The sequence below is a fragment of the Pseudomonas silesiensis genome (assembly GCF_001661075.1).
GTDB lineage: Bacteria > Pseudomonadota > Gammaproteobacteria > Pseudomonadales > Pseudomonadaceae > Aquipseudomonas > Aquipseudomonas silesiensis.
Genome location: NZ_CP014870.1, coordinates 4,566,527 through 4,589,549, shown reverse-complemented (window position 1 = coordinate 4,589,549; position 23,023 = coordinate 4,566,527). Strand labels below are relative to the sequence as shown.

The following is a 23,023-nucleotide window of genomic DNA, read 5'->3' as shown; positions in this document are numbered from 1 at the left end:
GCCACTGATCCGGATACCCAGAAATGAATGCTGAAGACTCCTTGAAACTTGCTCGCCGGTTTATCGGGTTGCCGCTGGAAAAGCGCCAGATGTTCCTGGCGGCCTTGCACAAGGAGGGCGTTGATTTCGCCCGCTTCCCGATCCCTGCCGGTGTCGAGGCCGACGATCGCCAGGCGCTGTCGTACGCCCAGCAGCGGATGTGGTTTCTCTGGCAGCTGGACCCGCAAAGCGGCGCTTACAACCTGCCGGGCGCGGTGCGCCTGACCGGACGGTTGAGCCTGTCGGCGCTGGAGCAAGCCTTCGCCAGTCTGGTGGCGCGCCACGAAACCTTGCGTACCCTGTTCCAGCGCCAGGCCGATGACACCTTGCTGCAGGTGCCGGCCAGCGCGCCGCTGGTCATAGATCATGTGGATTTCAGCGCCTTGCCGGCCACAGCGCGCGAGCAGGCAGTCGCCGAGGCGGCCGAACAGCAATCCGTGCTGCCCTTTGACCTGTCAGTCGGCCCCTTGCTGCGCGTCACCTTGCTCAAGCTCGCCGAGCAGGAACACGTCCTGCTGCTGACCCTGCACCACATCGTTTCCGACGGCTGGTCGATGAACGTGCTGATCGACGAATTCATCCGCTGCTACGACGCCTTCGAGGCGGGCACCCGGCCGCAACTCGCGCCCTTGCCGATCCAGTACAGCGACTACGCATTGTGGCAGCGTCGCTGGCTGGAGGCAGGGGAGCAGGCGCGTCAGCTCGATTACTGGCAGGCGCAATTGGGCAGCGAACACCCGGTACTGGAACTGCCCACCGATCACCCGCGCCCGGCGATGCCGAGCTATCGCGGCACCCGATACGAATTCGCGGTCGACGCGCAACTGGCCGAGCAACTGCGCACCACGGCGCAGAAACACAACATCACCCTGTTCATGCTCTTGCTCGGCGCCTTCAACGTGCAGCTGCACCGCTACACCGGGCAGACCGACATCCGCATCGGCGTGCCGATCGCCAACCGCAACCGCGCCGACATCGAAGGCCTGATCGGCTTCTTCGTCAACACTCAGGTACTGCGCACCCGGCTTGACGGCCAGACCCGCGTCGACGCATTGCTGCGCGCGATCAAGGAAACCGCCCTCGGCGCCCAGGCTCATCAGGACCTGCCGTTCGAGCGCCTGGTCGAGGCGCTGAAACTGGAGCGCAGCCTCAGCCACACGCCGCTGTTCCAAGTGATGTACAACCACCAGCCGCAGGTCGCGGATATCTCCACCGTCAGCACCGCATCCGGCCTGGCGCTGGGCGTGATCGAGTGGGAAGGGCGCACCACGCAGTTCGACCTGACCCTGGACACTTATGAGAAGCGCGGCAAGCTGCACGCCGCGCTGACCTACGCCAACGACCTGTTCGACGCCTCGACCATCGCGCGCATGGCACAGCACTGGACGCACCTGTTGTACGGCATGGTCAGCGATTCGCAGCAGCGCATCTGTGATTTGCCGCTGCTGGAAAAAACCGAATATCAACGCATCGTGCATGACTGGAATCGCCCTGACGAAAGTTTCGCCCAGGACCTGTGCATTCACGCACTGATCAGCCAACAAGTCGCGCAAAACCCGACGGCACTGGCGGTGACCTTCGCCCACAAGCAACTGACGTACGCCGAGCTCGATACCCAGGCCAATCGCCTGGCCCACAAACTGATCGAGCTGGGCGTCGGCCCGGAAGTCCGGGTCGGCGTGGCGATGCAGCGTTCCGACACGCTGCTGGTGGCGCTGCTGGCGGTGCTCAAGGCCGGTGGCGCCTACGTGCCCCTGGACCCGGATTACCCGGCCGAGCGGGTCGCCTACATGCTTGAAGACAGCCGCGCCCTGGTGCTGCTGACCGAGCAATCCGTCGCGGCGACACTCAATGTGACGGCCGACACCCAAGTGCTGTTGATGGAACACGGGCCATGGGCCGATTACCCCGGCAGCGCCCCGGTGACTCCGATCACCCCGGACAACCTCGCCTACGTGATCTACACCTCCGGCTCCACCGGCAAACCGAAGGGCGTGGCCATCGCCCACCGCAACGTGCTGGCGCTGATCGACTGGTCCAAATCGGTCTACAGTCATGAAGAGATTCAAGGCGTTTTGGCATCGACCTCGGTGTGCTTCGACCTGTCGGTGTGGGAGCTGTTCGTTACCCTGGCCAATGGCGGCTCGTTGATCATCGCCCGCAATGCCCTGGAATTGCCGCACCTGTCGGCCCGGGATCAGGTTCGCCTGATCAACACCGTGCCGTCGGCGATCAACGCCTTGCAGCGCGACGGGCAGATCCCGTCGGGCGTGCGCATCATCAACCTCGCTGGCGAGCCGCTGAAGCAGAGCCTGGTGGACGCCCTGTATCAGCAGTCGACCGTCGAACACGTCTACGACCTGTACGGCCCCTCGGAAGACACCACTTATTCGACCTGGACCCGTCGCGAGGCCGGTGGCCACGCGAATATCGGCCGCCCGTTGAAGCACACCGCCAGCTTTGTACTTGATGCCGAGTTGCAACCGGTGCCCCAAGGCGTATCGGCCGAGCTGTATCTGGCCGGTGCCGGCATCACTCGCGGTTACCTGGCGCGACCGGGCATGACCGCCGAAAAATACGTGCCGAACCCGTTCGCCAGCAACGGCGAGCGCCTGTACCGCACCGGTGACCTGACCCGTTATCAGGCCGACGGCACGCTGCAATATGTCGGTCGCATCGACCATCAGGTCAAGGTCCGTGGCTTCCGCATCGAACTGGGGGAGATCGAAGCCCGGTTGTTGCAGCAAGACCCGGTCCGCGAGCTGGCGGTGCTGGCGCAGGAGGGTATCAACGGGCAGCAACTGGTCGCCTACCTCGTACCGACCGATCCTGCGTTGCTGGCTGATATCGACGCTCAAGCGACCCTGCGGGAAACCCTGAAAGCAGCGCTGCGTCAGCATCTGCCGGACTACATGGTCCCAACGTTCCTGCTGTTCCTCGGACAATTGCCCCTGACCCCCAACGGCAAGCTCGACCGCAAGGCCTTGCCGGCCATCGACGGCACTCAACAACAACGTGAACACGTCGCGCCACGCAGCACCCTGGAAAAAGCCCTCGCGGCGATCTGGCAGGACGTGCTGGCCATCGACAACGTCGGCCTGGAAGACAACTTCTTCGAACTCGGTGGCGATTCCATCGTTTCCATGCAAGTGGTCAGTCGCGCGCGTCAGGCCGGGATCCTGTTGAGCCCCAAGGATCTGTTCCAGCACCAGACCATCCGCAGCCTGGCCCAGGCCGCTCGCAGTGGCGAGCAGCAATCGATCGACCAAGGCCCGGCCACTGGCGCGGTGGCGTTGGCGCCGGTGCAACAGTGGTTCTTCGAGCAAACCATTCCCGAACGCCAGCACTGGAACCAGTCGCTGCTGCTGGTGCCGCGCGAGGCGTTGAATGCCGCGGCGCTGGGTCGCGCTTTAGAGCAATTGCTGACTCATCACGACAGCTTGCGCCTGCGTTACCAACACACCGAAAACGGCTGGCAGCAGGCTTACGCCGCACCGACCGTTGAATCGGTGCTGTGGCAGCGCCAGGCGCAGTCGGTGGAAGAACTCACCGCACTGTGCGACGAAGCCCAACGCAGTCTCGACTTGAAAAACGGCCCGTTACTGCGCGCGCTGCTGGTCTCGATGGCTGACGGCACCGAACGTTTGCTGCTGGTCATTCACCACTTGGCCGTAGACGGCGTTTCCTGGCGCGTGCTGCTGGAAGATCTGCAGCAGTTCTACAGCGGCAACCCATCAACGGTGAAAACCAGTACCTATCAGCGCTGGGTCACCCGTCTGCAGGATCATCTTCCAGCCTTTGAAAACAGCCTCGGTCACTGGCAGGCCCAGTTGCAAGGCGCGCCCACCGATCTGCCCTGCGATCGTCCGCACGGTGCTCTGGAAAACCGCTTCGAGCACAAGCTCGAGCTCAAATTCGACACCGAGCAAACCCGCAAGCTGCTGCAGCAAGCGCCGGCGGCTTATCGCACCCAGGTCAACGACCTGCTGCTGACCGCACTGGCGCGGTCGGTGTGCCGCTGGAGCGGGCAGGGCAGCACGCTGATCCAGCTCGAGGGCCATGGCCGCGAAGACCTGTTTGAAGACACCGACCTGACCCGTACCGTCGGTTGGTTCACCAGTCTGTTCCCGGTCAACCTGATGCCTGCCAGCGACCTCGGCGCCTCGATCAAAGCCATCAAGGAACAACTGCGCGCCGTACCGGACAAAGGCCTGGGCTACGGCGCATTGCGCTACCTCGGCACCGCGGCGGTTCGTGCCGAACTGGCAGGGCTGGCGCAACCGCGCATCACCTTCAACTATCTGGGCCAGTTCGATCGTCAGTTCGATGACACGGCGATGTTCGTACCGTCCACCGAAGGCAACGGGGTGGCGCAGGACCCATCGGCACCACTGGGCAACTGGCTCACCGTCGAAGGCCAGGTCTATGGCGGCGAGTTGTCCCTGAGCTGGGGCTTCAGCCGCGAGATGTTCGACACCGCGACCATCCAGCGCCTGGCCGACGATTATGCGCTGGAGCTCAGGGCGCTGATCGCTCACTGCTGCGTCCTTGAATCGCCGCAAGCCACGCCATCGGACTTCCCGCTGGCGCGCGTCAGTCAGGCGCAACTCGACGCATTGCCGGTCGCGACACTGGAAGACCTTTACCCGCTGTCGCCGATGCAGCAAGGCATGCTGTTTCACACCTTGCATGAGCCCGAAGTCGGCGCCTACATCAGTCAGCTGCGCCTGGACATTCAAGGTCTCGATCCGCAGCGATTCGCCCAAGCCTGGCAAACCGCGCTGGAGCGTCACGACATCCTGCGCAGCAGCTTTCACTGGCAAGGCCTCGACACCGCGCACCAGGCGATTGTCCGTCAGGTGGCGCTGCCGCTTGAAGTGCTTGAAGCGACCGACACCGATGCGCTGGCCGACGCCGAGCGCGCCCAGGGTTTCGAGTTGGGCCACGCGCCGCTGTTCCGCTTGAAGCTGGTCCGCATGGACACCCATGATTGGCACCTGATCTACACCAGCCACCACATCCTGATGGACGGCTGGAGCAACGCGCAGTTGCTCGCCGAAGTGATCCAGCACTACGCCGCCGGGCAATCGCTGCCAGCGCCGACGGGACAATACCGCGATTACCTCGGCTGGCTGCAGCAGCAATCGGCCACCGCTGGCGAGCAGTTCTGGAAAGCGGCATTGGCGCCGCTGGAAGCCCCGACCTTGCTGGCCGAAGCCCTGCGTCCACCGGTGGGCGCCGAGGGCAGCGAAGCGTACCGCGTCGCCCTCGACAGCCGCGCAACCCAGCGTCTGGCCGAGTTTGCCCGTCAGCAGAAAGTTACCCTCAACACCGTGCTGCAGGCAGCCTGGAGCCTGTTGTTGCAACGCTACACCGGGCAGGATTGCGTGGTCTTCGGCGCTACCGTGGCCGGCCGATCCGCACCGCTGCCAGGAATCGAAGAGCAACTGGGACTGTTCATCAACACCTTGCCGCTGGTCTGCGCGATGAAGCCGGATCAGACCGTCAGCCAGTGGCTGGGCGAGCTGCAAGGGCTGAACCTGGCCATGCGCGAGTTCGAGCATGTGCCGCTGTACGACATTCAGGGCTGGGCGGGGCAACAGGGTGCTGCACTGTTCGACAGCCTGCTGGTGTTCGAAAACTTCCCGGTGGCCGAAGCGCTGAAACAGGGCGCACCGGCCGGCCTGTCGTTCGCCAACCTGCACAACCACGAGCGCACGCACTACCCACTGACCCTGGGCATCGAGTTGGGCGAAGGCCTGAGCCTGGACTTCAGCTACGATGCGGCGCGATTCAGTGCGGCCCAGGTTGCCCAATTGTCGGCCAACCTGCAGCACCTGCTGACGCAATTGGTCGCGCTGCCGGATGCGGCACTCGGCGCGCTGGAGCTGCTCGATGCCGCCGGCAGAGAGGCTGTGATTGCGATCAGCCAACCGGCGGTGGTCGAGTTATCCACAACCCGTCTGGTGCACGAACAGATCGCTGCTCAAGCCGCCGCCACGCCAGATGCGCTGGCATTGCGGGTTGATGGTCAGGGCCTGAGCTACGGCCAGTTGAACACTCAGGCCAATCGCCTGGCTCATCGTCTGATCGAAAACGGTGCCGGCCCCGGCAAGCGCGTCGGCCTGGCACTGCATCGCGGTCCGCAACTGATCGTCAGCCTGTTGGCGGTGCTCAAAAGCGGCGCGGGCTATGTACCGCTGGACCCGAAATACCCGGCCGAGCGCCTGGCCTACATGATCGACGACAGCCGACTCGACCTGCTGCTGTGCGAGTCCGGCCTGCTGGAAGATGTGCCACTGTCGACGGGTGTGCGGCGTCTCAGCCTCGAAGACAGCGCCGGTTTCCCCGACAGCGATCCGCCAAACCATGCGGTCGCCGAAGACCTTGCCTACATCATCTACACCTCCGGCTCCACCGGCCAACCCAAGGGCGTCGCCATTGCCCATGGGGCGCTGCGCGAGTTCTGCCAGACCGCCGCCGACTATTCGCGGCTGTCAGCTTCGGACCGCGTGCTGCAGTTCGCGACTTTCAGCTTCGATGGCTTCGTCGAGCAGTGCTTCCCGGCATTGTGCGTCGGCGCGGCGCTGATCATGCGTGGCGACGACCTGTGGGATGCCGGTCGACTCGCCGCCGAAATCGTCCGGCAAGGTGTGACCGTCGCGGACTTGCCGGCGGCTTACTGGTATTTGCTGGCGCGCGAATGTGCGAGCGGCGTGGTGAGCAGCCTGGGCGATTTGCGCCAGGTTCACGTCGGTGGCGAAGCCATGTCGGTGGAAGGTTTGCGCTTGTGGCATCAGGCCGGTTTGAGCCCTGTGCGGTTGCTCAACACCTACGGCCCGACCGAGGCGACCGTGGTGTCCAGCGTTCATGAATGCCGTCTCGAGGATGCCAGCGACGCGTTTGGCATCCCGATCGGTCGCGCCATCGCCGGTCGCGCGCTGTATGTGCTGGACGCTGCCGGCCAGCTGCTGCCCAACGGCGGCGTTGGCGAATTGTGCATCGGCGCTCCGGCCAGCCTGGCGCAAAGCTACTTCTATCGCCCGGCGCTGACCGCCGAACGTTTCCTGCCGGACCCCTTTGCCCGTGAGCCGGGCGCGCGCCTGTACCGCAGTGGTGACCTGGCGCGCTACAACGCTGACGGCAATCTGGAATACGTCGGTCGCATCGACCATCAAGTGAAGATTCGCGGCTTGCGCATTGAAATGGGCGAGATCGAAGCCTGCCTGCAAGCCCATGAGGAAGTGCGCGAAGCTGCCGTCATCGCCCAGGACGGGACGCAACTGGTGGGGTATGTCGTCGCCAGCGGTGCAGTGGCTTCCCAGGCTGAATATCTGGAAGAACTCAAAACCGTTCTGCGTCAGTCGCTGCCGGAATACATGGTGCCAAGCCATCTGATCCTGCTGGCCAGACTGCCGCTCAACAACAACGGCAAGCTCGACCGCAAGGCCTTGCCGCGCGTTGAAGCAAGTGATGCACAACGTGAATTCGTAGCCCCCGCCGAAGGGCTGGAAACGCAACTGGCGCTGATCTGGCAAGAGGTGTTGCAGGTCGAACACGTGGGTCGCAACGACAATTTCTTCGAGTTGGGCGGTCACTCGCTCCTGGTGCTGCAGGTGATCTCCCGCGTACGTCAGCAGTTGCAGCTGGAACTGTCCGTGAGCAGCCTGTTCTCTGCCGCGAATCTGGCGGAGTTTGCCGAGCGTGCTGCACGGGCGAGCATCAGCGGCCAACCGGTCCTGCAACGTGCGGCGGCCGATCAGCCTCAGATCCTGTCTTACGCCCAACAACGCCAATGGATTCTCTGGCAGCTGGATCCACAGAGTCCGGCCTACAACATTCCGGCCGCACTGCGCCTCAAGGGCACGCTGAACCGCGAGGCCCTGCGCGAAGCCTTCGCTCAATTGCAGGCCCGTCACCAAACCCTGCGCACCACCTTCGAACAGGACGGTCAGCAGGCACGTCCCGTGCTTCACGAAAACCTGTCGCTGCAACTGGAAGAGCGCCATTGCGATCAGTTGTCGATCGACCGCGCCGTGGCCGAAGAAATCGCCCGGTCGTTCGACCTGCGCAACGGCCCGCTGTGGCGCGTATTGCTGCTGCAAGTCAATGCCAACGAGCATGTGCTGGTGCTGACCGTGCACCACATCGCCGCCGATGGCTGGTCGATGCAGGTCATGGTCGATGAATTCAGCACGCTGTATCAGGCCGGTGTCGAAGGGAAGGCTGCGAACCTGAATAGCTTGCCGGTGAACTACAGCGACTACGCCCGTTGGCAGCGCGACTGGCTGCAAGCCGGCGAGGGCGCACGGCAACTCAACTGGTGGCGCGAGCAACTGGCAGGCAGCCAGGCACCGCTGGAGTTACCGAGCGAACTCACCCGTCCGGCCCGTCGCACCGAGCGCGGCGCCAGCCTGGCATTGAACGTTGATCGCGCGTTGCTGGCCGGTTTGCGTCAACGCGCCCAGGAGCAACAGGTGACCTTGTTCATGCTGTTGCTGGCGAGCTTCCAGACCTTGCTGCATCGCCAGAGCGGCCAGTCGAGCATCAGCATCGGCGTGCCGAGCGCCGGGCGTTCGCGCATTGAAACCGAAGGCCTGATCGGCTTCTTCATCAACACCCAGGTGCTGCGAGCCGAGATCGACGGGCAGCAGACTTTCAGCACCTTGCTGCAACAGGTCAAACACAATGCATTGGGCGCGCAGGCCAATCAGGACTTGCCGTTCGAGCAGTTGGTCGATGCCTTGCAGCCGGATCGCAGCCTCAATCACAGCCCGTTGTTCCAGGTGCTCTACAACCACCAGCAGCAGTTGGGCGCCAGCGTCGAGCGCACTGTCGCCGACTTGCAAGTCGAGCGTCTGCAATGGCAGCAGCACACCACGCAATTCGATCTGGTGCTCGATACCCAGGAGCAGGGCGAAACCCTCGACGCCAGCCTGACCTACGCCACGGATTTGTACGATGAAGCGTCCATGCTGCGCCTCGCCGAGCAGTGGCTGAACCTGTTGCGAGCGGTGGTCGAGGATCCGCAGCAGCGAGTCGCGGAACTGCCGTTGCTGCAAGCGCCGCACTACGATGAGCTGGTCCAGCACTGGAACCCGGCCTTCGAGGTGCAGCCGCCGTCGCCAACCTTGCACCAATTGATCGAAGCCCAGGCTGCGCAACGTCCGACTGCAATCGCGCTCACCTGTGAAGGGGAACGGCTGACCTACGCCGCACTCAACGCCCAGGCCAACCGCCTGGCGCGCAAACTGCGCGAGCAGGGCGTCGGTCCCGAGGTACGGGTCGGCATCGCCACCGAGCGGGCAATGCCGCTGGTGGTCGGTTTGCTGGCGATCCTCAAGGCCGGCGGCGCCTACGTGCCACTGGACCCGCAATACCCGGCCGAGCGCCTGAGCTACATGATCGAAGACAGCGGCATCGCGCTGCTGCTGACCCAACAACACCTCATCGATGGTTTACCGTCCCGCGACGGCGTGCAGGTATTGAGCCTGGAATCGTTGCGACTGGACGGCTACAGCGCCGACAACCTGCCGTCGCTGGCGGCCCCGGAAAACCTCGCCTACGTGATCTACACCTCCGGTTCCACCGGCCGGCCAAAAGGCGCATTGCTCAGCCATGGCAACGTCGGGCGTTTGCTCACGGCCACTGCAGCCGAATTCAACTTCGGCCCGTTCGATGTCTGGACCCTGTTCCATTCCTACGCCTTCGATTTCTCGGTGTGGGAGCTGTTCGGTTCGCTGTGCACCGGCGGGCGCCTGGTCATCGTGCCGTATGACATCAGCCGCGAGCCGCAAGCGTTCCACCGTTTGCTCTGTGATGAGGGCGTGACGGTGCTGAACCAGACGCCGAGCGCGTTCCGTCAACTGTTGCCGATCGTCTGCGCCAGCCCGCGAACCCTGGCACTGCGTCAGGTGATCTTCGGCGGCGAAGCCCTCGAAGTCGCCAGCCTGCGTCCATGGTTCGAACGCTTCGGCGACCAGCAGCCGACTCTGGTCAACATGTACGGCATCACCGAAACCACAGTGCACGTGACCTACCGCGCCCTCCGCCTGGCCGACCTCGATGGCAAGGCCCAGAGCCCGATCGGCCTGCCGATCCGCGACCTGCGCTGGTACTTGCTCGACAGCCAGTTGCAACCGGTGCCGATGGGTGTAGCGGGGGAGTTGTACATCGCCGGCGCCGGCCTGGCCCGGGGTTATCACGGACGTTTCGGCCTCACCGCCGAACGCTTCGTGCCGAGCCCGTTCGATGCCGCGCAACGCCTGTATCGCAGCGGCGACCTGGCCCGTCAGCGGGCCGACGGCAGCATCGACTACCTCGGCCGCATCGACCAGCAAGTGAAGATTCGCGGCTTCCGCATCGAGCTGGGGGAAATCGAGGCCGCCTTGCTGGCGCAGCCAGGCGTACGTCAGGCGGTGCTGAGCGTGCATGTTGGCGACGGTGGGCCGCAGCTCTGCGCCTATGTCGTCGCCGAACACACCCCGCACGACCCGATCGCCTGGCGCGACACCCTACGCGCGGCGCTCAAGGTAGACCTGCCGGACTACATGGTGCCGAGTCACTGGCTGCTGCTGGAGGCCTTGCCCCTGACCGGCAACGGCAAGCTCGACCGCAAAGCTTTGCCGCTGCCCGATGCCGAGGACTGGCAACGACCGTTCGAAGCCCCCGAAGGCGACCTCGAACAGCAATTGGCGGCGATCTGGGCCGAGGTGCTCGGCGTGGCGCAGATCGGCCGGCGCGACAACTTCTTTGAATTGGGCGGGCATTCGCTGCTCGCCGCCCAGGCCAGCGCCCGCGTGGAACTGGAACTGGGCATCGAGCTGCCGCTGCGCGCGCTGTTCGAATCCACCGACCTGCAGGCTTATGCCGCCATGGCCGGGCAACACGCCCCGGCTAACAACGATGCACGTCTTGATGCGCTCGAGTCGCTTCTGGACGAGATGGAGATCAACTGATGGAACACACCACTGCCCAGCGTATCGCCAGCCGCTTTGCCGGCCTGCCTGCGGACAAGCGCCGCGAATTCCTGCAACGCATGCAAGAGCAGGGCGTGAGCTTCGGCCAGTTGCCGATTCCGCCCGCCGCCGAGCCGCAAGCGAGCTTCGAACTGTCCTATGCGCAGCAGCGCCAATGGTTCCTCTGGCAGCTAGATCCGCAGAGTTCGGCGTACAACATTCCGGCTGCCCTGCGTCTGCACGGGCCGCTGAATGTCGCGGCGTTGCAGCAGAGTTTCGACGTGCTGCTGGAGCGGCATCAGAGCCTGCGCAGCCGTTTTGTCGAAGACGACGGCCAAGTACTGCAGACGCTGGCCGAATTCACTTCGTTGCCGATCGACCAGATCGACTTGCGCGGCGAATCTCAAGATCAACGCCTCGATCTGGCAATGAAAACGGTCGAGCTGGACATCGCCCGGCCGTTCGATCTGCAGCACGGCCCGCTGCTGCGGGTCAGCCTGGTGCAGCTCGATGCCGACGACCATGTGCTGTTGCTGACCCTGCACCACATCGTCACCGATGGCTGGTCGATGGGCATATTGGTCGAGGAGTTCTCCCGGCTCTACGCGGCCCATTGCCAAGGGCAGGGCGCTGCGCTGGAAGCACTGCCGATCCAGTATTCCGACTACGCCCTGTGGCAACGCCGCTGGATGGAAGCGGGCGAGCTGGAGCATCAACTCAACTGGTGGCGCGACACCCTGGGCAGCGAACAACCGCTGCTGGAACTGCCGACGGATCGCCCGCGCCCGGCGCAACCGAGCCAACGGGGCGCGCGTCTGGATTTTGCTCTCGATGCGGGTTTGGCCAGCGGCCTGATGAGCCTGGCCAGACAACGCGGCGTCACGCCGTTCATGCTGTTGCTGGCGAGTTTCCAGGCCTTGCTCTATCGCTACAGCGGCCAGTCCGACGTGCGCGTTGGCGTGCCGATTGCCAACCGTAATCGCGCGGAAACCCGGGGCCTGATCGGCTTCTTCGTCAACACCCAGGTGCTGCGCGCCGAACTGGACGGGCGCCTGCCGTTCAGCCAGTTGCTCGACCAGACCCGCGCCGCTTCGCTGGACGCCCAGGACTATCAAGACTTGCCGTTCGAGCGCCTGGTGCAAGCGCTGCAAGGTGAACGCAGCCTGAGCCACAGCCCGCTGTTCCAGGTGATGTTCAACCACCAGCAAGCCAGGCCGGCGGCGGTCAGCGGCTTGCTCGCCGGGCTGCGGGTCGAGGCGCTGAACGCCACGGCCCACACCACCCAGTTCGACCTGCAACTGGACACCCAGGAGGAGGGCGACCAGCTGTTCGCCAGCCTGACCTACGCCACCGATCTGTTCGACGCCGAGCGTATCGAACACCTGGCTCGCCATTGGCGCAACCTGTTGGCCGGGGTGCTGGCGAATCCGCAATGCCCGCTCGCCGAGCTGCCGTTGCTGGATGCCGACGAGCGCCTGCGCATTCTGGATGACCTCAACGACACCGCCCAGGTTTACCCGGGCGAAGTCTGCGTTCAGCGGCATTTCGAAGAGCGTGTGATTGAAGACGGTGACGCGACCGCCTTGGTGTTCCAGGGCCAGTCCTTGAGTTACGCCGAGCTGAACCTGCGCGCCAACCGCCTGGCCCATCACTTGCGCGCTCGGGGTGTCGGTCCGGAAGTACTGGTGGGGATTGCCTGCGACCGCTCGCTGGAAATGGTCGTCGGCCTGCTGGCGATTCTCAAGGCCGGTGGCGCCTATGTGCCGCTGGACCCGGAATACCCCCTCGATCGCCTGAGCTACATGATCGAAGACAGCGGCATTTCGCTGTTGCTGACCCAGGAGCATCTGCTGGCGCAATTGCCGACCCCGGACAGCGTGCGCACCTTGTGCCTGCACTCCGAAAATGACTGGCTGAGCGATCTGCCGGGCACTGATCTGCCGAACCTTGCCGTCGCAGAAAACCTCGCCTATGTGATCTATACCTCCGGTTCCACCGGCAAACCCAAAGGCGCAGGCAACCGTCATGTGGCGCTGCACAACCGTCTGGAGTGGATGCAGGAAGCTTACAACCTGCTGCCTACGGACCGCGTGCTGCAAAAAACGCCGTTCAGTTTCGACGTGTCGGTGTGGGAGTTTTTCTGGCCGCTGATGAAGGGCGCCACCCTGGTCATCGCCGCGCCGGGCGAGCATCGCGATCCGCAACGGCTGGCCGCGTTGATCGTCGAGCAGGCGATCACCACGCTGCACTTCGTGCCGTCGATGCTCTCGGCGTTCATCGGTGCCGACGAGTCGCTGGCCTGCACCTCGTTGCAGCGGATCATCTGCAGCGGTGAAGCGCTGCCGATGGAGCTGCAACGCCAGACCTTGCGCAGCCTGCCTCAAGCCAGTCTCTACAACCTCTACGGCCCGACCGAAGCGGCCATCGACGTGACCCACTGGACCTGTGTGGAAGAAGGCCGCGACAGCGTGCCGATCGGCCGGCCGATCGCCAACCTGTGTACCTGCATCCTCGACAGCGAACTGCAACCCTTGCCGCTGGGTGCGGTGGGTGAGTTGTACCTGGGCGGTGTCGGCCTGGCTCGCGGTTATCACCGTCGTGGCGCGCTGACCGCCGAACGTTTCGTGGTCGACCCGTTCGGCAGCGGCGAGCGCCTGTACCGCACCGGTGACCTGGCGCGCTACCGCGCCGATGGCGCCATCGACTACTGCGGGCGGATCGACCATCAAGTGAAGATTCGCGGTTTGCGCATCGAGCTGGGGGAAATCGAATCGCGCCTGCAAGAACATGCCGACGTGCAGGAAGCCGTGGTGCTGGCCCTCGATTGCCCGAGCGGCAAGCAATTGGTGGCGTACATCGTGCCGCAGGATCGAGCCTTGGTCAGCGCCAATGTCGAACAACAAGGTGCGTGGCGCGAAATCCTGAAAAGCCATCTGCTGGCGAGCCTGCCGGATTACATGGTGCCGGCCCAGACCGTGCTGATCGAACAGATGCCTCTGAGCCCCAATGGCAAACTCGACCGCAAACGACTGCCTGCGCCGACCGCACAAGTCAGCCAACGTGCCTTCGAAGCACCGCGCAGTGAACATGAACAGGTGCTGGCGCAGATCTGGCAGGATGTTCTGGGCGTGGAACAGGTCGGACGGCAGGACAATTTCTTCGAACTGGGCGGCGACTCGATCATTTCGATCCAGGTCGTCAGCCGTGCCCGTCGCGCCGGCCTGAGCCTGCAACCGCGGGATCTGTTCCAGCAGCAAACCTTGCAAGCGCTGGCGGCTGTCGTGAAAGAACAGGCCGCGCCGCTGGCGCAACAAGGGCCGGTGGACGGCGTGCAAACGCTCACGCCGATCCAGCGCTGGTTCTTCGACGAGCCGATCCCGCAGCGTGCGCACTGGAACCAGGCCGTGCTGCTGGTACCGCGGGAAACCCTCGAATTGCCGCGCCTGCAAGCCGCTCTGCAACGTTTGCTCAAGCAGCATGATGCCCTGCGTTTGCGTTTCAGCCAGGTCGCCACGACACCGCAATCCCTGCAGGACCCCTGTGGGAGCGAGCCTGCTCGCGATGGCGGTGGGTCAGGCAACATCGATGTTGCCGGTGCTGGCCTCATCGCGAGCAGGCTCGCTCCCACAGAGTGGTCGGCGCGTTATGTCGGTGCCGACAGTGCCGACGTCGTCGACATGCTCTGGACCGCCCGCGTGGCCAGCGATGCCTCGCTGGAATCGGTGTGCGACGAAGCCCAGCGCAGCCTGAGCCTGCAAGACGGGCCGTTGCTGCGAGTCGCGTTAATCGCTCAGGCCGATGGCACCCAGCGTTTGCTGTTGGTGATCCATCACCTGGCGGTGGACGGTGTGTCCTGGCGGGTGTTGCTGGAAGATTTACAGGCGGCCTACCAAGGGCAAGACCTGCCGCCGAAGACCAGCTCGTTCCAGGCCTGGGCCGACAAGCTCGATACCTATGCGCGCTCCGAAGTCGCTACAGACGAAATGGACTGGTGGCAGGCGCAGCTGAGTCAGGCGAACGAGTCGCTGCCAGCCGCCAATGCCCAGGCCAGCCAGGCCGGGCATCTGCGCCAAGGCGTCAGCATCGGCCTGGACCGCGAACAGACCCGCCAGCTGCTGCAGCAGGCGCCGGCGATCTACCGCACCCAGGTCAACGACCTGCTGCTGACCGCCCTGGCCCGCACCCTCAGCCGCTGGACCGGCCACGCATCGGCGCTGATCCAGCTCGAAGGCCATGGCCGCGAAGAGCTGTTCGACGACATCGACCTGACCCGCACCGTCGGCTGGTTCTCCAGCCTGTTCCCGGTGCGCCTGACGCCGACCGCCGACCTTGCCGGTTCGATCAAGGCGATCAAGCAGCAGCTGCGCGAGATCCCTGGCAAAGGCATGGGCTACGGCCTGTTGCGCTACATGGGCGACGCCTCGACCCAGGCGGCGTTGGCCGCACTGCCGCAAGCACGAGTCACCTTCAACTACCTCGGGCAGTTCGACCAGAGCTTCGCCGAGGACGCGTTATTCACTCCGGCCACTGAATCCAGCGGTGCCGCACAATCGGCAGACGCACCCTTGCCGAACTGGCTGTCGGTGGACGGCCAGGTCTATGGCGGCGAACTGAAACTGGACTGGACCTTCAGCCGCGAATGCTTCGACCGGCGCGAGATCGAAGCGCTGGCTGCGGATTACCAAAACGAGTTGCTGGCGCTGATCGCCCACTGCCTGAGCGATGGCGCAGGCGGCGTGACCCCGGCGGACTTCCCGCTGGCGCGTCTGAGCCAGGCGCAACTCGATGGCCTGCCGGTGCCGCCGGCGCAGATCGAAGACCTGTATCCGCTGTCACCGATGCAGGCCGGCCTGCTGTTCCACAGCCTCTACGAATCCGAATCCGGCGCCTACGTAAACCAGCTCAGCGTCGAAGCCCGCGGCCTCGATGCCGAGCGCTTGGGCCGCGCCTGGCAAGCGGTGCTCGACACCCACCCGATCCTGCGCAGCAGTTTCCACTTCCCCGACGGTTTCGAAGCGCCGGTGCAGCTGGTGCATCGTCACCTGCACTTGCCACTGACCTGCCTCGACTGGCGCGACCTCAATGATCAGGCCGAAGCGCTGGCGCAGTTGATCGACAGCGAACGCCTGCAACTCGATTCGACCCGGGCGCCGCTGATGCGCCTGACCCTGGTGCGCCTGGACGACGAGCGCCAGCAACTGATCTACACCCACCATCACCTGTTGCTCGACGGCTGGAGCAACTCGCTGCTGTTGAGCGAAGTGCTGCAGCGCTATGCCGGGCAAGACGTGCAGGCAACCACCGGGCGTTTCGCCGACTATATCGGCTGGCTGCAACGACAGGACGCCCAGGCCGACGAGCTGTTCTGGCGCGAGCAACTGGCGACCCTGGACAACCCGACCCTGCTGGCCCAGAGCCTGGCCCATGGCAACAGCAAAAACCTGTCGACGGCGGAATTTGCCGACCATCGCCAGACCTTCGATGTCGCCACCAGCAAAGGCTTCAGCGACTTTGCCCGCCAGCAGAAAGTCACCCTCAACACCCTGGTGCAAGGCGCCTGGGCACTGTTGCTGCAACGCTACAGCGGCCAGCGCAGCGTCGCGTTCGGCGCCACTGTGGCGGGGCGCCCGGTGGACTTGCCGGGGGCTGAAAGCCAGCTCGGCCTGTTCATCAACACCTTGCCGGTGATCAGCAGCCCGGACGCCGTCGAAAGCGTCGAACACTGGCTGACCCGTTTGCAGGCGCAAAACCTGGAACTGCGTGAGCATGAGTTCACCGCCCTCGGTGACATTCAGCGCTGGGCCGGGCGTGCCGGCGAGCCGCTGTTCGACAGCCTGCTGGTGTTCGAAAACTTCCCGGTGGCCGAAGCGCTGCAACAGGGCGCGCCGGCCGGTTTGAGCTTCTCGATCCCGCGGAACCATGAACGCACCAACTTCCCGCTGACGCTGGCGGCCACCGCCGAAAGCCAGCTCAGCCTGAACTGGAGCTACCAGTGCGCGCACTTCAGCAGCGACGCCATTGCCCGCATGAGCGAGCACCTGGCTGCATTGCTGGCAGCGATGGTCGCCGCGCCCCAGGCGGCATTGAGTGAACTGGATTTGCTGACCGCCCCGGAGCGTGCGCAACAGTTGCTCGAGTGGAACCCGGCGTTCACCGCGCAGGAAAACCCGCTCTGCGTGCATCAGTTGATCGAAAACCAGGCCGTCATCCGTCCGGACGCCACGGCGCTGATCTTCAACGACCTGGCATTGAGCTTCGACCAGCTCAACCGTCGTGCCAACCAGTTGGCCCATCGCCTGCGCGAGCTGGGCATCGGCCCGGAGGTGCGGGTCGGCCTGGCGATGCAGCGCTCGCCGGACATGATCATTGGCCTGTTGGCGATCCTCAAGGCCGGCGGCGCCTACGTGCCGCTGGACCCGGCGTACCCGGCCGAACGCCTGCGTTATCTGATGGACGACAGCGGGATTTCGCTGCTGATCAGCCAATCGTGGCTGCGGGAAAAACTGCCATTGCCCGAACGCTTGTCGGTGCTGGAAATCGACCGCGAACCATTGGACATGATGTCGGAAACCAACCCGGTCAACCTGACCTGCGGCGAGAACCTGGCCTACCTGATCTACACCTCGGGCTCCACCGGCCGGCCCAAAGGCGTGAGCGTGGCCCACGGTCCGCTGGCCATGCATTGCCTGTCGATCGGCGAGTTGTATGGCATGACCCCGGACGATCGCGAGCTGCAGTTTGCCTCGATCAGCTTCGACGGCGCCCACGAGCGTTGGTTGACGCCGCTGGTGTTCGGTTCGGCGGTGATGCCCCGGGACGACGAGTTGTGGAGCGTGGAGCGCACTTGCGCCGAGATCGAAAAGCACGGCATCACCATCGCCTGCTTCACCCCTACGTACCTGGCGCAGATCGCCGATTTCATGGGCGAAGCGGGGCGCGATCTGCCGATCCGTTCCTACACCCCGTGCGGTGAAGGCATGGCCAAGCACGCGTTCGATGAGGTGCAGCAGGTGCTGCAACCCAAGCGCCTGATCAACGGTTATGGCCCGACGGAAACGGTGATCACGCCGCTGATCTGGCTGGCGTATCCGGATACCGAATTCGACTCGGCGTTCATGCCGATTGGCCGGCCGGTGGGCAACCGCAGCGCCTATATCCTGGACGGCGGCTTGCAGCCGTTGCCGGTCGGCGTGGCGGGCGAGTTGTACCTGGGTGGCGAAGGCGTCGCCCGGGGTTACCACCAGCGTCCGGACCTGACCGCTGAACGTTTCGTGCCGGATCCCTTCGTGCCGGGTGGCCGCTTGTATCGCAGTGGCGACCTTGCGCGGTTCCGCGCCGATGGTGTCGTCGAGTATTTGGGCCGTATCGACCAGCAAGTGAAGATTCGCGGGTTCCGTATCGAGCTCGGTGAAATCGAAGCCTGCCTGATGGAGCATGAGGGCGTGCGTGAAGCCTTCGTGATCGACCGCGAAGGCCCGGTGAGCCGGCAGTTGGTCGGTTATGTGGTGCCGCGCGATCCGCTCGCCGATGAGCAGGATTTGCGTGAAGTGCTGACCGCTCACCTGCGCAGCCGTCTGCCGGCGCACATGTTGCCGGCGCATTTGATGTGCTTGGCCGCGTTGCCGCTGACGCCGAACGGCAAGCTCGACCGTCAGGGTTTACCGGCCCCCGAAGCTTCCCGTGAGACCCACGATCAAGTGGCCGCCGCCTCGCCAGCCGAAGCCTTGCTGGTGGAGATCTGGCAGGAACTGCTGGGGCTGGAGTCGGTGGGCGTCACCGAGAACTTCTTCGAACTTGGCGGGGACTCGATCATCTCGCTGCAAGCCGTGAGCCGTGCCGGGCAGCGCGGGCTGGTGTTCAGTCCGAAGCAACTGTTCGAACAGCAGACCATTCGGGCACTCGCTACGGTGGCGACCAGTCGTGAAGCGACGTTGGTAGAAGCGCCGAAAGTCCCTGCTTTTGCGCTGGTGCCGCACATTGACTTCGCCGCTCGCGAAGGTTTGCAAGACCTGTATCCGCTGTCGCCGATGCAACAAGGCATGCTGTTCCATTGCCTCGATTCGCCGGAACTGAACCCCTACGTTAACCAGTTGAGCGTGGCGGTGGACGGACTGCAGGTGCCGCGCTTCCGTGCGGCGTGGCAGACCCTGGTCGAGCGTCACGAAGTGCTGCGCGCGGCGTTCCGCTGGCGCGATGGTCTGGCCGATCCGCTGCAAGCGGTGTTCGCCGACGTCGAGTTGCCGATCGCAGAACTCGACTGGCGCGACCGCACCGACACCGAGCAGGCGTTGGGCGAACTGGCGGCAGCGGAACAAGCCAAGGGCTTCGACCTGAGCTGCCCGCCGTTGATGCGCTTTATCCTGGTGCGCCTGGGTGAAGATCGCTACCAGATGATCTGGATCTACCATCACCTGCTGCTGGACGGCTGGAGCGCCTCGCGACTGTTGGCCGACATGCTGCGCCTGTACCACAACGACAGCCTGCCGGCCCTGACCGGTCGTTACGCTGACTACATCGCCTGGCTGCAACGTCAGGACGGCTCGCAGGCGGAAGGCTTCTGGCGCGAGCGCCTGGCGCTGCTCGAAGAACCGACCATTCTGGCCAAGGCTTCCGGTGCTGCAGGTTCCGGCCACGGCGTGATGTACAGCAACCTCGACGCCGAGGCGACGCGCAAACTGCACACCTTCGCCAAGCGTCAACGGGTGACACTGAACACCCTGGTGCAAGGCGCCTGGCTGTTGCTGCTGCAACGCCACAGCGGCCAGCGCAGCGTCGCGTTCGGCGCCACGGTGGCGGGGCGTCCGACCGGGCTTGCCGGGGCGCAGGACATGCTCGGGCTGTTCATCAACACCTTGCCGGTGATCCAGACCCTCGACCCGCAACAGCCGCTGGGCGAGTGGTTGCGCGCGTTGCAGGATTACAACCTGATGGTCCGCGACTATGAGCACACGCCGTTGTCGGACATTCAGCGCTGGGCCGGGCAGGGTGGCCAGGGCCTGTTCGACAGCATCATCGTGTTCGAAAACCATCCGGTGGACCGTGCCTTGAAAGGGGGCGAGGAGGGTGAATTGCGCTTTGCCGAAGTCGGCAGCGGCGGGGTCACCAACTTCCCGATGGACTTGATGGTCAGCGCCAACGAAGAAGGGCTGGAAGTCGAATACCTGTTCCTGCGCGATCGCTTCAGCGAGCTGGACGTTGAGCGGATTCGTGCGCAGCTTGAAGGCTTGCTGCGTGCGTTGCCTGAGGATGCTACTTGTCTGCTGGGCAATATCGGTTTGCCTGAAGCGGTTATCAGCCTGCCGCAAGCGAGCGATGACCCTGCCGATCTGCTGCACGCCTTCAATCAGCATGTGTGCAACCAGCCGCAGAAAATCGCTTTGATCTGTGAGGATCGGCAAGTCAGCTATGCCGAGCTTGAGGCCCAGGCCAATGGGCTGGCGCAGCATTTGATCGGTCGCGGTATCGGTGCGGAAAGTCTGGTGGCTGTTGCGCTGCCACGTTCGGAACGCACCATCGTCGCGTTCCTTGCAGTGCTCAAGGCCGGTGCGGCTTACTTGCCACTGGACCTGGCGTACCCGGCCGAGCGACTGGCCTACATGCTCAGCGATTCGGCCGCCAGCCTGTTGCTCTGCGACAGCGATCTGGGCGAACGACTGACCCTGGCCGACAGCCCGCCACGTCTGTTGCTCGATCAGCTGAGCGTTGGCGACGGTGTTGAGCGCCCGATGTCCAATCCATTGCCGGGACACCTGGCTTACCTGATTTATACCTCCGGTTCCACCGGCCAGCCCAAGGGTGTGGCCGTGGCGCGCGGGCCGATTGCCCGGCATTGCCGTGGCATCATCGAGCTCTACGAGCTGGCACCGCGCAGCCGCGAGTTGCACTTCATGTCGTTCGCTTTCGACGGCGCTCAGGAGCGCTGGCTGAGTGTGATGTTGGCCGGCGGCAGCCTGGTGATCCGCGACGACAGTCTGTGGACCCCGGAGCAAACCCTGGACGTGCTGCATCGTCACAACGTCACCGTGGCCTGCTTCCCGCCAGCGTACCTGCAACAAATGGCCGAAGTGGCCGAGCGCCTGGGCAATCCGCCGGCGGTCGAGGTGTATTGCTTTGGTGGTGATGCGGTGCCGGAAGCCAGTTTCGAGCAGGTCAAACGCGCTCTGCGTCCGCAGCGTCTGGTCAACGGTTACGGCCCGACCGAGACCGTGGTCACGCCGCTGTTGTGGCGCGCCGAGATCAGCGAAACCTGCGATGCGGCCTATGCGCCGATCGGGCGTGGCGTAGCGGGGCGTGGACTGTATGTGCTCGACGCGGACCTTAATCCATTGCCGGTCGGTGTCAGCGGCGAGCTGTACCTGGGCGGCGAATGCCTGGCCCGCGGTTACCACCAGCGTCCTGGCATGAGTGCCGAGCGTTTCATCCCCGATCCGTTCGAGGCCGGTGGCCGCATGTACCGCACCGGCGACCTGGTGCGCCAGCGTGAATGTGGGTTGATCGATTACCTGGGACGGCTTGACCAGCAAGTGAAGATCCGTGGTTTCCGCATCGAGCTCGGCGAAATCGAAGCCCGCCTGCGCGATTGCGCCGGGGTGCAGGATGCCGCCGTGGTGGTGCACGACACGCCGACCGGCAAGCAATTGGTGGGCTATGTGGTGGCTGGCGGTGCTGTTGGGCTGGATCGTCGCTTGAAGTCTGAACTGCAAGCGCAACTGCCGGACTACATGGTGCCGGCACGGATCATGGTGCTGGAACGCTTCCCGCTGTCGGCCAACGGCAAGCTCGATCGCCGCGCACTGCCCGCACCTGAGTGGGCGCTCGGCGGTTACCGCGCACCGCGCAACGCACTGGAAACGGCGCTGACCGCGATCTGGCAAGAAGTGCTGGGCGTGCCGCAAGTGGGCATCGACGACAACTTCTTCGAACTGGGTGGCGACTCGTTGCAGGTGCTCAAAGTGATTTCGCGAGTGCGCAGCCAGCCGCAACTGGGCTTCGAATTGAAGCTGCGCGACCTGATGCAGAAACCCTGCATCGCCGAACTCAGTGGCTATCAGGCTGCCGAGCCGGCGTCTGCGCCGGATCCGCTGCTGGCGCTGAATGCACGAATCCCCAACGTGCCGGCGCTGTTCTGCCTGCACGCCGGTTTCGGCACGGTGTTCGACTACGAACCGCTGGCGCGGCGCCTGGAAGGACGGCGCACGGTGTACGGCCTGCAATGCCGGATGCTGCTCGATCCGCAATGGCAGGACGCGTCGCTGCTGGCCATGGCCCAGGCCTATGCGCAACGGATTCGCAGGCAACAGCCTGAAGGCCCGTACTACTTGCTCGGCTGGTCGCTGGGTGGCGCGTTGACGCAACTGGTTGCCCATGAACTGGAATCCCAGGGTCACACGGTGGCGTTTGCCGGGCTGGTCGACAGCTATGTGGCGGGCACGGCAGAAGCGGGGGACTGGCGAGAAGATTTGGCGGACTTCTTGAAGTTTGTCCTCGGTCAGCCGTCTAAAGAAACACAGGCGTTGATTGCCGCGAAAGCCGCAGGCCTGAACGAACGCGAAGGCGCCGCCGCCGTGATCGAAGCGGCCATGCACGGCTCCAATGACCACGCGGCGTTGGGCGCCAGTGAACTGACGCAGATCTTCGCCACCGGTTCATCGCTCAAACACCTGACACTGGCGCAACGACAACTGCCGGCGATCCAGGCCATGGCCCATCGCTGGTGGGTGGCCGGGCGCGACGACGAACGTCGGGTGTTCGAAGCCCAGGTTGGCGCCCATGGCGTTGATCGCCTATTGGCCGGTGGACACTACGAACTGCTGCGCGGCGACGAATTGCTCGACGAACTCGAACACCTGCTGGAGCGCCGCATGGCCACCGCATAAAACAAAGCCTCCTGTAGGAGCGAGGCTTGCCCGCGAAGAACGATAACGCGGTGTGTCTGGAAAAAAAGCGGCGCTCTCAAGTCCTTCGCTGCGGTGCGGCGATCCGACAAGCCAGCTCCTACAGGGGATCTTCGCTCGATTCAATATTGT

2 protein-coding genes are annotated in these 23,023 nt (G+C 64.3%); both read left to right on the top strand.

The window, feature by feature from the left end; translation table 11 throughout:
• The first annotated feature begins 23 nt into the window (after positions 1-23).
• Positions 24-10,997, top strand: coding sequence for a non-ribosomal peptide synthase/polyketide synthase (locus tag PMA3_RS20195; protein WP_064678839.1), 10,974 nt, complete (start codon positions 24-26; stop codon positions 10,995-10,997).
• Positions 10,997-22,873, top strand: coding sequence for a non-ribosomal peptide synthase/polyketide synthase (locus PMA3_RS20190; RefSeq protein ID WP_064678838.1), 11,877 nt, complete (start codon positions 10,997-10,999; stop codon positions 22,871-22,873). The genes PMA3_RS20195 and PMA3_RS20190 overlap by 1 nt, the downstream gene beginning before the upstream one ends.
• The last annotated feature ends 150 nt before the right edge of the window (positions 22,874-23,023 follow it).

What these genes read in the sequence shown, in the direction of transcription:
- PMA3_RS20190 (WP_064678838.1), top strand. Translation starts at nt 10,997, where the DNA reads ATGGAACACACCACTGCCCAGCGTATCGCCAGCCGCTTTGCCGGCCTG.
- PMA3_RS20195 (WP_064678839.1), top strand. Translation starts at nt 24, where the DNA reads ATGAATGCTGAAGACTCCTTGAAACTTGCTCGCCGGTTTATCGGGTTG.